The organism is Pseudomonas sp. FW215-R2 (assembly GCF_058789255.1).
This window is the reverse complement of record NZ_JBYTBO010000021.1, coordinates 28,012-40,561: the sequence shown is the minus strand read 5'-3', so window position 1 is coordinate 40,561 and position 12,550 is coordinate 28,012. Positions and strand designations below refer to the sequence as shown.

The 12,550-nt window shown below is 60.2% G+C and carries 17 protein-coding genes and 1 pseudogene; 8 read left to right on the top strand and 10 right to left on the bottom strand.

Annotation, left to right across the window (positions count from 1 at the left end; genetic code table 11):
* Positions 1-84: 84 nt before the first annotated feature.
* The 7 genes from AC3WRD_RS24250 to AC3WRD_RS24220 all read right to left on the bottom strand — a co-directional run bounded on the left by AC3WRD_RS24250 (position 85) and on the right by AC3WRD_RS24220 (position 3,595).
* Complete coding sequence (locus AC3WRD_RS24250) at positions 85-1,086, bottom strand: glycosyl transferase family protein (RefSeq protein ID WP_102622709.1); 1,002 nt, start codon at positions 1,084-1,086, stop codon at positions 85-87.
* Positions 1,083-1,418 carry a TusE/DsrC/DsvC family sulfur relay protein gene (locus AC3WRD_RS24245; RefSeq protein ID WP_085732133.1) on the bottom strand — a complete coding sequence of 112 codons (336 nt, stop codon included), beginning with the start codon at positions 1,416-1,418 and terminating at the stop codon, positions 1,083-1,085. Before AC3WRD_RS24245 ends, AC3WRD_RS24250 begins: the two co-directional genes overlap by 4 nt.
* A complete protein-coding gene (tusB, locus tag AC3WRD_RS24240) occupies positions 1,415-1,708 on the bottom strand; it encodes a sulfurtransferase complex subunit TusB (RefSeq protein ID WP_102622708.1) in 294 nt (97 codons plus the stop codon). The genes AC3WRD_RS24245 and tusB overlap by 4 nt, the downstream gene beginning before the upstream one ends.
* Positions 1,708-2,064: a sulfurtransferase complex subunit TusC gene (gene tusC, locus AC3WRD_RS24235; RefSeq protein ID WP_102622707.1), complete on the bottom strand. Its 357-nt coding sequence runs from the start codon at positions 2,062-2,064 to the stop codon at positions 1,708-1,710. The genes tusB and tusC overlap by 1 nt, the downstream gene beginning before the upstream one ends.
* A 1-nt stretch (position 2,065) precedes the next feature.
* Positions 2,066-2,458, bottom strand: a complete 393-nt coding sequence (gene tusD / locus AC3WRD_RS24230; RefSeq protein ID WP_102622718.1) for a sulfurtransferase complex subunit TusD — start codon at positions 2,456-2,458, stop codon at positions 2,066-2,068.
* 77 nt (positions 2,459-2,535) lie between these two features.
* Positions 2,536-3,240 (bottom strand): YoaK family protein, encoded by a 705-nt coding sequence (locus tag AC3WRD_RS24225; protein WP_102622706.1) that lies wholly within the window; start codon positions 3,238-3,240, stop codon positions 2,536-2,538.
* A gap of 25 nt (positions 3,241-3,265) precedes the next feature.
* Positions 3,266-3,595, bottom strand: a complete 330-nt coding sequence (locus AC3WRD_RS24220; RefSeq protein WP_102622705.1) for a DUF6388 family protein — start codon at positions 3,593-3,595, stop codon at positions 3,266-3,268.
* A 136-nt stretch (positions 3,596-3,731) separates the two neighbouring features.
* On the opposite strand from AC3WRD_RS24220, the gene AC3WRD_RS24215 reads away from it, so the two are divergent.
* A complete protein-coding gene (locus tag AC3WRD_RS24215; RefSeq protein WP_102622704.1) occupies positions 3,732-4,082 on the top strand; it encodes a hypothetical protein in 351 nt (116 codons plus the stop codon).
* A 20-nt stretch (positions 4,083-4,102) separates the two neighbouring features.
* On the opposite strand, the gene AC3WRD_RS24210 is transcribed toward AC3WRD_RS24215, so the two are convergent.
* Positions 4,103-4,528: a GNAT family N-acetyltransferase gene (locus AC3WRD_RS24210; RefSeq protein ID WP_096822636.1), complete on the bottom strand. Its 426-nt coding sequence runs from the start codon at positions 4,526-4,528 to the stop codon at positions 4,103-4,105.
* Positions 4,529-4,677: 149 nt separating this feature from the next.
* Between AC3WRD_RS24210 and AC3WRD_RS24205 the strand changes: the two genes are divergently transcribed.
* From AC3WRD_RS24205 to AC3WRD_RS24190, 4 genes and pseudogenes are all read left to right on the top strand, one after another.
* A complete protein-coding gene (locus tag AC3WRD_RS24205; protein ID WP_102622703.1) occupies positions 4,678-5,115 on the top strand; it encodes a hemerythrin domain-containing protein in 438 nt (145 codons plus the stop codon).
* 223 nt (positions 5,116-5,338) lie between these two features.
* Positions 5,339-5,974: a lytic polysaccharide monooxygenase auxiliary activity family 9 protein gene (locus tag AC3WRD_RS24200; RefSeq protein WP_102622702.1), complete on the top strand. Its 636-nt coding sequence runs from the start codon at positions 5,339-5,341 to the stop codon at positions 5,972-5,974.
* Positions 5,975-6,013: 39 nt separating this feature from the next.
* Positions 6,014-7,042: pseudogene (locus AC3WRD_RS24195) on the top strand (chitinase); the annotation flags it as partial.
* A 119-nt stretch (positions 7,043-7,161) separates the two neighbouring features.
* Complete coding sequence (locus AC3WRD_RS24190) at positions 7,162-7,752, top strand: NUDIX domain-containing protein (protein ID WP_102622700.1); 591 nt, start codon at positions 7,162-7,164, stop codon at positions 7,750-7,752.
* On the opposite strand, the gene AC3WRD_RS24185 is transcribed toward AC3WRD_RS24190, so the two are convergent.
* A complete protein-coding gene (locus AC3WRD_RS24185) occupies positions 7,749-8,264 on the bottom strand; it encodes a methylated-DNA--[protein]-cysteine S-methyltransferase (protein ID WP_102622699.1) in 516 nt (171 codons plus the stop codon). The two genes, AC3WRD_RS24190 and AC3WRD_RS24185, sit on opposite strands and share 4 nt — an antisense overlap.
* 135 nt (positions 8,265-8,399) lie before the next feature.
* Here AC3WRD_RS24185 and ggt point away from each other — a divergent pair, with 135 nt between their 5' ends.
* From ggt to AC3WRD_RS24170, 3 genes are all read left to right on the top strand, one after another.
* Positions 8,400-10,127: a gamma-glutamyltransferase gene (gene ggt / locus AC3WRD_RS24180; protein ID WP_102622698.1), complete on the top strand. Its 1,728-nt coding sequence runs from the start codon at positions 8,400-8,402 to the stop codon at positions 10,125-10,127.
* Positions 10,128-10,193: 66 nt separating this feature from the next.
* Positions 10,194-10,727, top strand: a complete 534-nt coding sequence (locus tag AC3WRD_RS24175; RefSeq protein ID WP_102622697.1) for a cysteine hydrolase family protein — start codon at positions 10,194-10,196, stop codon at positions 10,725-10,727.
* Positions 10,728-10,836: 109 nt separating this feature from the next.
* Entirely contained in the window at positions 10,837-11,850 is a 1,014-nt protein-coding gene (locus AC3WRD_RS24170) for a lysozyme inhibitor LprI family protein (protein ID WP_102622696.1), read from the top strand.
* 4 nt (positions 11,851-11,854) lie between these two features.
* Here the strand turns inward: AC3WRD_RS24170 and AC3WRD_RS24165 are convergent, their stop codons facing one another.
* The gene (locus AC3WRD_RS24165; protein WP_102622717.1) at positions 11,855-12,496 is read right to left on the bottom strand and encodes a TetR/AcrR family transcriptional regulator; all 642 of its coding nucleotides are present in this window, start codon (positions 12,494-12,496) and stop codon (positions 11,855-11,857) included.
* Between the last annotated feature and the right edge of the window lie 54 nt (positions 12,497-12,550).

Sequence of the window (12,550 nt, the reverse complement as noted above, 5' to 3'; positions counted from 1 at the left end):
ACTCCGGAAACCAATAATCGTTGGAGCCGAGTCTATTCCGATGAGTTCGAACAAAAAGCGCAAAGATCGGGCGTGAATGATCGGTTAAATAGATTTGTTCCGTGCGGCCCAGTATTGCTCGGCAGTTTCGAAGGCTTGTTCGCGACTTTGGCCAAGGCCTCGCAGGGCCAGGGCCATGGTCGAAATCAGGGCCATTTGCGGATAGCTGTCGACCACGTCGCCACGCCAGACGGCCTTCAGATGCTCGATATCCAGCGACGCCGGTTTGACGTGGCGTTGCGCCGACAACTGCGGCCATTCCTCGTCCCAACTCTCGCCGCCGGTGGTGCCGTACAGGTGGCTGTCGGCATCCGGATTGATCTCGATTTCGCCGCCGTCACCCTTGATCACGATCGCCGTATCGCCGAGCAGACCGCTGGCATCGCGGTGCACCGCCTGATAGCCGGGGTGGAAAATACTCTGCAAGCCGCAACGCGCGCCCAACGGATTGAGGATCCGCGCCAGCGAATGAATAGGCGAACGCAGGCCGAGGGTATTGCGCAGATCGATCATTCGCTGCAGCTGCGGTGCCCAGTCCAACAGTGGCATGAACGCCAGGCCACCGTTGTCCAGCGCCGCGCCGACCTGTTGCCAGTTGCGGCACAGCGGAATGTTCAGTTCACCGAGCAGTTGTTCGGAATACAAACGCCCGGCGGTGTGCGCGCCACCGCCGTGCATGAAGATGCGCAAACCGTTCTGTGCCAGGCACTTGGCTGCCAGCAGATACCACGGCAGGTGACGTTTCTTGCCGGCATAGGTCGGCCAGTCCAGATCGACCTTCAGTGCTGGCGCCTGCAAGCGTTCACGCAGGGCTTCGGTGAAGCCGGCCATTTCCTCGGCGCTTTCTTCCTTGTGCCGCAGCAGCATCAGGAAGGCGCCGAGCTGGGTTTCTTCGACGGCTTCGTCGAGCACCATGCCCATGGCTTCCCGGGCTTCCTCGCGGGTCAGGTCGCGGGCGCCGCGCTTGCCCTTGCCGAGGATGCGCACGAACTGGGCGAACGGGTGCTCGGCGGGCGTTTCGAGGGTCAGCGCTGGATAGTCGGTCATAGGCAATTCGTCGGTTTGGGCAGGCCCGCCAGTTTCGCGGCGAGTTTGGCAGGGGTGCCTTTGAACAGTCGGTTCAGGTGCAGGCTGTTGCCTTTCTCTGCGCCGAGCTTGAGCGCGGTGTATTTGATCAGCGGCCGGGTGGCCGGGGACAGCTGGAATTCGGCATAGAAGCTGCGCAGCAGTTCGAGGACTTCCCAGTGTTCGGCGCTCAGCTCGATGTCTTCGGCAGCGGCGAGGGCGCTGGCGACTTCGGCCGACCAGTCGTTCAGGTCGACCAGGAAGCCGTCCTTGTCCAGTTCAATGGCGCGGGCGCCGACGGTCAGCGCATTCATAGCCAGGAATTGACCTTGTCGTGGTGGATCGACAGTTCGACGAAGGCCGGGTAATCGATGGCTTCGGCCCAATCCGGAACCTGCACGGCGCGGGCTTGCGCGTCTTCGGCCAGAACGAAGAGTTTCACCCGACGGGTTTCCAGCGCAATGAACGGCGCAGTGCCGGGTTGCAGCGCATAAGCAGCATCGCCAGATAGCAACAGCGCGTCGGCAGAACCGAGCAGGCGCAGGCAACTGGTCAGGCGTTCGTCACCGAACGGGGAATGAGACAACACATGCAAAGTCGACATCAGAGGGTGATCACCTGGTCGTAACGGTCAATGAGGGCGGTGATTTCATCGGCGGCCAAGGGCAATGCCTCGTCCAGCGAGCGATCGCCGAGGCCGCGAGCACTGGCGCTGTCGGCGCAGTAGAACAGCGCTTCGACGCCGAACATCGGCAACGCTTGCAGGTTGGCGCTCAGGTCTTTCTGTTGCAGGGCCTTGGCGTTTTGCCCGGCGGCCAGTTGCAACACACCGTCGTCGAGAAACAGCAGGCCGATCGGCAGATCGAAGGCACCGCCGGCCAGCACGATGTCCAATGCTTCACGGGCACCGGGCCCGGACCACGGCGATTGACGGCTGATAATCAGAAGGGACTTGGCCATGTCATGCGCCTCCGAAACAGATCAGACGGTCGGCATCCTGAACCGCGTCATGCAACTGGCCGAGGCCGGACAATTCCCACGGTGCGCTGACCGCCACGGCATCACGCTGATAACGCCCGGCTTCCTCGGCATTCAACACGCCACGGCGCAAAGCGGCGGCGATGCACACCACACCGTCGAGGTTTTGTTCGGTGATAAACGTTCGCCACTGTTTGGGCAGGTCCAGTTCGTCCTGCGGCGTGACCACGGCGTCAGACGCGTTGTAGACACCGTCCTGATAGAAAAACAGCCGGACGATTTCATGCCCGCCGGCCAGCGCGGCCTGAGCAAACAGCAGGGCGCGGCGCGAGGAGGGCGCATGGGCGGCGGAAAACAACGCAATGGCGAACTTCATGACGGACTCGATCAGCAAAACTGCGGCCATGATAAAGCTTTCTCGGCGGGGCGGCGAAGTGGATGTTGCCGCAGACTTCAGCGCGGCATGTACCCCAACTGCCAGCGCCGGGGGATTTTCAGCGAGACCAGGCCGATCAACGCAGCCAGCAAACCGCTGGCGTACAGCGCTTTGAGCCCCAGGTGATGCTCCAGAACGGCACCGAGGATGGCGCCGATGAACATGCCGCTCCACGGCACTAGTTGCACGCGCCAGCCATTGCGCCGCTCGCCCATTATCCAGCGCCCCAGACCGCGACCGAACCGCGAGAGTGCACCGGTGACATAGGTCAGTCCCACCGCCAGACCGTTCACTTCTTCCACCGCGGCATTGAGCATGCCCATGGCGGTGATTGCCGCCAGCAATGCCGGCAGTTGCACGTCTGACGGCCAGGCGGCGGCCCCGCAGAGCAGCGTCGCGATGCACAGCAGCAACGGCAGTGCGCGGCGTCTGCCAAGGCGACCGATCACCACGCCGAGGGCGTTGCCGAGGATGAACGTCGCGACCAGGATCACCAGCCGCAGCGTCAGACTCACATCGCCATCACTGATCGCCACCGCCAGCCGTGTGGTGTTGCCGCTCATGAATGAAACGAAGTCACCACTGGCCATGAAGCCGATGGCATCGGTCATCCCCGCCAGGACCGAGAGCGCGGCCACCATGGCCAGCCCTACGCGACCGCGCCATTTCTGCATATGCAAGTGGCCGGGGCTGGCGCGGTGAGTCGAGAGGGTTGGCAGCATTGGTGCGGATGTCCTTGCGTAGAGGTCAGGGTTCTATGCCATAAAGGTCGCAATATGCCAACCATTCCATCCCGGCCATCTCCGCCACTTCCCGATGCACTTCCAGGCGTTGCGCCTGATAGTCCTCGGGCGTTGCAGCGGTCAGTTGCAGCGTCAGTTCCCAGGCAAACAAGCCCTGGCTTTCGGCCTCGGCTTCGAAGGCTTCGTGCAGGCGTTCTTCGCGGTACTGTGCCGGGGTTTCGCCTTTGGCCTGGGCCAGCAACGGGTTGAGATGATCGAGGGCTTCGCGCACTTCAGGGTGTGCATCGAGAAACAGTTTCAGGGCATGTTCATGTCGCTGGTCGGTAGGCGCCATGGGGTTTCCTTGTGGGGCTGATGACCTTTAATGTGCCGCAGCGGCCGGCGGGTGTCGCGCTCTAAATGCAGTAAAGCAGAACGATTTTGCGCGTTGCGGTGATACAGTCCGTTTTTTTTCCGAATGAGCGAATGCAATGCGAATGCTGATGGTGGCACTGGCGGCAACCCTGCTGGCCGGTTGCGCGGGTTCGGCGATGGAAGACGCCCGCACGCAAACCCCTTACAAGGTCCTGAGCTCGGACAAACCCGAGAAAGTCGTGGCCCAGTGCGTGCAATTCGCCTGGCAGGACGAAGCGGTGTTCGGCGTCGATGCGGCGGCGTATCTGCAACCGGGCAAGAAGGGCGGTTCGACGGTCTACACCCGTTCGGCGGAGTCGTTTGTCGACGTGACCACGAATGCGTCCGGCACGGTGCTGAGCTACTACGCGCAGAAGGATGACTTTGTCGCCAAGCGCCGGCTGGCGGCGTTGGCGACCTGTCTGTAACACCTGGCGATCCGCGGGGTTCAGACGTCCAGACGCTTCTGGAAAAACATGCGTTTGTGCCCCGGCGGGTAATCCGACAACTCGCCAAACTGGCTATATCCCAGCTTCTTGTAGAATTCCGGCGCCTGAAAATCGAAGGTGTCGAGCCAGGCCCCGATGCAACCCTTCTCACGCGCCAGGTCTTCGGCCATGCGCATCAGTTTCGACCCGATCCCCTGGTGGCGACCCTGCTCCGGCACCGACAGCAAATCGACGAACAGCCACTGGCAGACCAACCGGCCATAGAGTCCACCCAGAATGGTGTCGTGTTCATCGCGTACCAGCAGCGTGAGCGGCTCCGATACGGCAATCCCGGCCTGAGCGACGTTGTAGGCGTGCAGCGGCGCCAGAATCGCCAGGCGTTCTTCTTCTGTAGAGTCTTGCGACAGCTCGATCCGTAAACTCATGTGCAACATCCTTATGGCAGTGAACCGGCAGCCTATCGCGCCTCGGTCAATTGATCCATCCCGGCATCGAACAGTTGGAACCGTCGCTCCAGCGTTGGGGTCTAGCCCTTGAAGGCGTTCATTCCGAATGCGTTTATCGAGGAGAGTCCATGAACATTTTCGAAGCCCTTCGCGAGAGCCACGATCGCCAGCGTGGGTACGCCAAGACCTTGATCAAGACCAGCGGCGATACCCCGGAACGCGTCGAAGCCTACAAGCAACTCAAAGTCGAACTGCAGGCCCACGAAACGGCCGAAGAACGCCACTTCTACATCCCGTTGATGGAGTTCGACAACGGCGTCGATCTCAGTCGCCACGCCATCGCCGAACACCATGAAATGGACGAAATGATGGAGGAGCTCGACGAGACCGAAATGTCCAGCCCGGCCTGGCTGGCCACGGCGAAAAAGCTCTCGGACAAGGTCCATCACCACTTGAAGGAGGAGGAGCAGAAGTTCTTCCAGATGGCTGGCAAGCTGCTCGACGACAAACAGAAAGAACAGCTCGCCGGGCAGTATGAAAAGGAGTTCAAGGCGCAGCTTCCCTGAGCCGGTGAATGCAGGTTTTTGTAATGACGCCGTGTAGGCTTTTTGCCATGCGTTGGGTGAGCGTCGTCGCAATGTACTGTGTTTATATACAGTATTTTCGGTGTTTTACGCATTTCACCGCCGCAGGCTGCGACAAAACCGCCGATGGACAAAAAATCCCCCTCCGTTAGCTTGAAGGCCTCTCCTCGGAAAGGAGAGTTCTTAAATCAACGGAGTGAAAAACATGAACCAACCACAAGCTCAAACCCAACTGCGACACGGTCGCGTCATTTCCCCTGCAAGCCGCGGTGCGGTGGCCATCGAACAAGGACTGCTCGGTGGCTGGCAGGTCAACGAGATGGAAGGTGGCAAGAACTTCCCGGCACTGGCGGCCGGCCCGTTCCCGGCGCCTTTCGAGTCGGATAACCCGAGTGTCGTGCCTCCGGCCGACGGTCACATTCTCAGCGGTGGCAAGGACGATGCCCGCGATTGCGTGAACTTCACCGACGAGGAAATGAGCAAGAAACTCGGTCGTCCGTTCACCTGGCCGCTGCTCAACGTCACCCCTGGCCAGACCCTTGAAGTCAAATGGGAATACACCGCGCCGCACACCACTCGCGGTTACCGCTGGCTGATCACCAAGGATGGCTGGGACCCGAAACAACGCATCACCCGTGCACAACTGGAAGCAAAACCGTTCGCCGAGGACTTCTATCCGCAAGTGCCGTACTACAGTCATGCGGTGGAGCTGAAGGCCAAGGTCAATCACGCAGTGAAACTTCCGGCCAACAAGCAAGGTCATCACGTTGTTGTCCTGATGTGGATCGTCGCCAACACCGGCAACGCCTTCTATCAGGCCTTCGATGTGGACTTCAAATAAGTCCGTAACACCCACCTACACGTTCTGAAGGATTAGAACATGTCAAATATCGACTTCACCTTATTGCAAAACCAGGCGAGCGACGCGGCTTCGCTGATGCCGAGCATCGCCGGCAAGAAAATCCTCATGGGCTTCTGGCACAACTGGCCGGCCGGCCCGAGCGATGGCTATCAGCGTGGTCAGTTCGCCAACATCGCCCTGGAAAACGTGCCCAAGGACTACAACGTGGTTGCGGTGGCGTTCATGAAGGGCAGCGGGATACCGACCTTCAAGCCGTTCAACGTTTCCGATGCCGAGTTCCGCCGCCAGGTTGGCGTACTCAACAGTCAGGGCCGGGCCGTGCTGATTTCCCTCGGCGGCGCCGATGCGCACATCGAGTTGCGTGCCGGGCAGGAGCAACCGCTGGCCAACGAAATCATCCGTCTGGTGGAAACCTACGGCTTCGACGGGCTGGACATCGATCTTGAGCAGAGCGCGATTGATTTCGCTGCCAACAAGACCGTCCTGCCGGCCGCCCTGAAACTGGTCAAGGATCACTACGCAGGCCAGGGCAAGCACTTCATCATCAGCATGGCCCCGGAGTTTCCGTACCTGACCACCACTGGCAAATACGTCGGTTACTTGCAGGCGCTGGAAGGCTACTACGACTTCATCGCGCCGCAGTTCTACAACCAGGGCGGTGACGGTGTCTGGGTGCCGGAGGCCAACAATGGCAACGGGGCGTGGATCGCGCAGAACAACGATGCGCTGAAAGAGGACTTCCTCTATTACCTGACCGAAAGTCTGGTGACCGGCACTCGCGGATTCACCAAAATCCCTGCGGACAAGTTCGTCATCGGCCTGCCAGCCAACGTCGACGCCGCTGCCACCGGTTACGTGATCGACAAGAACGTGGTCGGCAATGCGATGAAACGCCTGGCGGTCAAAGGGCACCCGATCAAGGGCCTGATGACGTGGTCGGTGAACTGGGACAACGGCACCAGCAAGGATCGCGTGCCGTACAACTGGGAGTTCAGTCGGCGTTATGGGCCGTTGATCAACGGCGCAGGAGCGGCCTCGCCGGAGCCTGATGTCGCGATTGCGGACATGGCCCGCCAGCGGTAATCGAATTAAAAAGCCCGGTAGCGCTGCCGGGCTTTTTTTCGCCTAACATGGGGCCTCCCGATGACAACAATGGATGAAGCGTCATGCCCAACACCGCCGAGCGGATCAATATCGTCGACACTCAGGTGTTGTCCCACGACTGGTACCTGCTGAAGAAAATCACCTTCGACTACCTGCGCAACAACGGTGAATGGCAACGCCAGACCCGCGAGGTCTACGACCGTGGCAATGGTGCGGCAATTCTGTTGTTCAACCGCGAAAAACGCACAGTGGTACTGACTCGCCAGTTCCGTCTGCCGGTGTTCGTCAACGGTCACGACGGTTTGCTGATCGAGGTCGCTGCCGGGTTGCTGGAAGGCGCAGCACCGGAGCAGCGCATTCGCGATGAGGCCGAGGAGGAAACCGGTTACCGCGTGCATGACGTGAAGAAGGTGTTCGAGGCATACATGAGCCCGGGCTCAGTGACCGAGAAGCTGCACTTCTTCGTCGCCGAATATGACGCGAAGTCGAAGGTCGGCGATGGCGGCGGCCTGGAAGAGGAAACCGAAGAACTTGAAGTGCTGGAGTGGCGTTTCGACGATGCACTGGCAGCGTTTCATCGAGGCGAAATCTGCGATGCCAAGACCATCATGCTGTTGCAGTGCGCGGCGATGAATCACTTCTTCGGCGCTTAAAACAGATCACCGGTCTTGCCGATGTCCGACCACTGGCCACCTTCCAGTGTCAGCAACCGCTCCTTGGCTTCAAGGCCTCCGGCAAACCCGGTCAGTTTTCCCGACGCGCCGATCACCCGGTGACAGGGCGCGATGATCGAAATCGGGTTTTTGCCGTTCGCCGCGCCGACGGCGCGCACTGCGCTGGGGTGACCGATCTGCCGGGCAATCTGGCTGTAGGTGCGGGTTTCGCCAAACGGAATGGTGAGCAATGCGGCCCAGACCTTTTTCTGGAACTCGGTGCCGGCGAAATCCAGATCCAGATCGAACGCACTTCGCGTCCCGGCAAAATATTCTTCCAGTTGCTGCGCGGTTTTCATCAACACCGGATTGTCCGGGGCTTCGTTCATCGGCCCGAGGCGCACCCGGTTCGGTTTGTCGTTTTCCCAGAGGATGGCGGCCAGTCGTGAACCGTTCGCGACCAGCTTCAACTCGCCAACGGGCGAGGGCAGGGTGATGAACGTGTAGGCCATGGGGAAAACTCCGGATCGGCTCGGCAACAGCGCCCAGCATACTGCCGGATCGGGGAGGCGCAAACCGCAATCGCGACCATACTGGCTGATGCTCTTGAAGCGCTTTCCTACCTTATAAAAAGAAGAGACCGACTCATGAAGTACGAACCTTTTGCCAAATCGCTGATTGCGACCTCGTTGGCGCTCAGCTGCCTCATGGCTCACGCCGCCTCGGTTGCCCCGGTCGCCGCCGAAAACGGCATGGTGGTCACCGCCCAGCACCTGGCCACTCACGTGGGTGTCGACGTGTTGAAAAGTGGCGGCAACGCGGTGGATGCGGCGGTCGCCGTGGGTTATGCACTGGCGGTGGTTTACCCGGCGGCGGGCAACCTCGGTGGTGGTGGTTTCATGACCATTCAACTGGCGGACGGGCGCAAGACCTTCCTCGACTTCCGCGAAAAAGCCCCGCTGGCCGCGACGGCCAACATGTACCTCGACAAGGACGGTAACGTCATTCCGGACCTGAGTACCCGTGGCCACCTCGCGGTCGGCGTACCGGGCACCGTGTCCGGCATGGAGCTGGCGCTGAGCAAGTACGGCACCAAACCGCGCAAGGAAATGATTGCCCCGGCCATCAAACTGGCCGAAGACGGTTTTGCGCTGGAGCAGGGTGACGTCGAACTGCTGGAATACGCCACCGACGTGTTCAAGAAGGACATCAAAGACTCCGGAGCGATCTTTCTGAGCAACGGTGAGCCGATGCAGGTCGGGCAGAAACTGGTGCAGAAGGACCTCGGTAAAACCCTGCGCACCATTTCCGAAAAAGGTGCGGACGGTTTCTATAAAGGCTGGGTCGCCGACGCGATCGTCACGTCCAGCCAGGCCAACAAAGGCATCATCACCCAGGCCGACCTCGACAAATACAAGACCCGCGAACTGGCTCCGGTGGAGTGCGACTATCGCGGTTATCACGTCGTGTCGGCACCGCCGCCAAGCTCCGGCGGGGTGGTGATCTGCCAGATCATGAACATCCTCGAAGGCTACCCGATGAAAGATCTGGGCTTCCATTCTGCCCAGGGCATGCACTACCAGATCGAAGCGATGCGCCACGCGTACGTGGATCGCAACAGCTATCTGGGCGACCCGGATTTCGTAAAGAACCCGATTGAACACCTGCTGGACAAGAATTACGCGACCAAGCTGCGTAACGCGATCCAGCCGCAGAAGGCCGGTGTGTCGGCGGAACTCAAACCCGGCGTCGCGCCCCATGAAGGTAGCAACACCACGCACTATTCGATCGTCGACAAATGGGGCAACGCGGTCTCGGTTACCTACACCCTCAACGACTGGTTCGGCGCGGGCGTGATGGCGAGCAAGACCGGGGTGATCCTCAACGATGAAATGGACGACTTCACCTCGAAAGTCGGCGTGCCGAACATGTACGGCCTGGTGCAGGGCGAAGCCAACGCCATCGCGCCCGGCAAGGCGCCGCTGTCGTCGATGAGCCCGACCATCGTGACCAAGGACGGCAAGGTGGTGATGGTGGTGGGCACGCCGGGTGGTAGTCGCATCATCACGGCAACCTTGCTGACCATGCTCAATGTCATCGACTACGGCATGGGCCTGCAGGAAGCGGTCGATGCGCCGCGTTTCCACCAGCAGTGGATGCCGGAGCAAACCAACCTCGAAGACTTCGCCGCCAGCCCCGACACGAAGAAGATTCTCGAGAGCTGGGGCCATAAGTTCGCGGGTCCGCAGGACGCCAACCACATCGCTGCCATTCTGGTCGGCGCGCCGTCGCTGGGCGGTAAACCGGTCGGCAAGAACCGCTTCTACGGTGCCAACGATCCACGGCGCAACACCGGGTTGTCATTGGGTTACTGAGAAGGGTAAAAAGGGGGCGGGCACACGTCCGCCCCTGTCTCAAGGACCGATCAAGGAAGGCTCACCATGACCACCGCATTGCTGATCATCGATGTCCAGCGCGCCCTGTGCACAGGCGAATACGAGTGCCACGACATCAAACGGGTGATCGACACCATCAACGGCCTCAGCGCCCGTGCCCGCAAATCCGGCATTCCTGTGGTGCTGATCCAGCACAACGAAAAAGACAGCCCGCTCGCCCACGGCGCCAAGGGCTGGCAACTGGCTGACGGCCTGGCAACCGCGCCGGGCGATCTGCGCGTCGACAAGACCGCCAACGACTCGTTCTACCAGACCAACCTGCAGAAACTGATCCCCCGGGAAGACTTCGACCGCCTGGTGATCTGCGGTCTGCAAACCGATTACTGCGTCAACGCCACCGTGCGCCAGGCCCATCAACTGGGCTATGACGTGGAACTGGCGGCCGACGCACATTCCACCGTCGACAACGGCAACATGAGCGCCGAAGACATCATCGCCGAGCACAACAAGGACTGGGCGCACCTGACCGGTTCCGTGGCACGGATCGATGTGAAGCCGGCGGCTGACATCGCGTTCTGATGCTCTTTTGCCGAAGCCCCCGGTTGTCTGCCTGCAACCGGTGAAAAATCCAGAGCATCGATAGCCCGGGCGCGGCATACTGCCGCCGCCTCAGGAATGGAATCTGTCGATGCTCGCTTTCAATCTCCGTCACGCCTTGCTGCTGACGTCCCTCGTTTTTGCTGCCAACACTCACGCTGCCAGTTTTGACTGCGCTGGCGCTTCCAACCCGGTTGAAAAAGCCATTTGCGCTGATCCGTATACGTCGAGACTTGATGAGAAGCTTGGGGGGCTTTGGCAGACAACGTTGGCGCAGGTGGCTGACCCGCAAGCGCTCAAGGCCGACCAGCGGCAGTGGCTGAAGAACCGCAAGGGCTGCGACCAACAGATGGCCTGTCTGCGTCGGGAATATCTGATGCGGATTGCCGAACTTGAGTACGCCGCCAAGCCGTTCAATTGGGACTCTACCTGGCAGCTCATCCCAGGAAGCCCTTCGTCCGCCGCAGAAATAAAAACCAAGCGGCGCGGCGCGACGCATATAAATTTTGATGTTTCGGCAGCGGAGGGCGGTAACTCCGGCAATCTGGAAGGCGTTGCTTCGTTGAAGGGGAAACAGGCCGATTACGACGAAGAACAATGTTCGCTGAGTTTTACGGCAATCAACGGAATACTCCACGTGATGCAGGACGGTGCCGATGCCGACTGCGGCGGTGGGATGGGTGTTTATTACGCTGGCCGTTATGTGGCATCCGACGAACCCTTGAAGCTTGATTACGATTTGCTCAGCCTCGGTTTGGCCCGTTCAACTGAAGAAAACGAAACGTTGCGCACATTGCTCAAGACTGACTATCAATTGCTGGTGGAAATATCCGGCTCAATGATGACTGGCGCCCCCAGTGCCGATGTGCCGGGCAGTCAAATGGTGGAGATGTGGATGCGTGGTCTGGGCAATACCGCGATGTTCATGAGTGCGCCAGACAATCAGTTGTGGGTAATGGTGATGGCCTACGACGGACAGGGAAAATCCCGTGTCCGTTACTACACCAACGTGCCGCAATGGAAGACTCGTTTACCCGATGCCATGCAGGCCTGGTACAAGCAGAAGTCGGCTGAAGGAACGCTGCCGCTGGATTTCATGCCCTGACTCTTCAAGTCGCAAACATCAACCTGCGAGCATCACTCACCGGCTCGGACACCACACCGCCCAACACCAACCGCGTAATGGTATCCGCCGCCACCGCATAATCCTCATCCTGCGGCACTTCCCGCCCGGTGATGCGCCCCATCTGCCAGCCGATATTGGTGTAGGTGCGCGTCGCCGACCAGATGAACAACATCAAATGCTCGGGATCGACCGGGGCCAGCAAGCCGCGTTCGATCCAGCTGCGCAGGCACTCGACATTGCGCCTGGCTTCGGCATGCAGCAGGTCACGGCATTCGTCAGGCAACTGGTGACCGCCCAATAGCAGTTCACCACTGAACACTTTGGCAATCGCCGGATGCTCGCGGGCAATGCGGATGCGCGCGGCGACGTAGGCGCGCAGGCCGATCAGCGGGTCATCACTTTCGCGCAGCACCGCCGAGGCTTCCAGCAGCGGCTCGACGAAGCCGAGCAGCACTTTGCCGTAGAGGTTTTCCTTGCTCTGGAAGTAGTAATACAGATTGGCCTTGGGCACCCCGGCACGGGCGGCGATGTCGCGGGTCTGGGTCGCGTCAAAGCCGTTGGCGGCAAACTCTTCGCTGGCGGCTTTGAGGATCTGTTGCTGGTTGCGTTCGCGGATGCTGCTCATGGACGGCATGGAAGGTCTGGCCATTTCGGGCTCGCAATATACAAAACTATATAG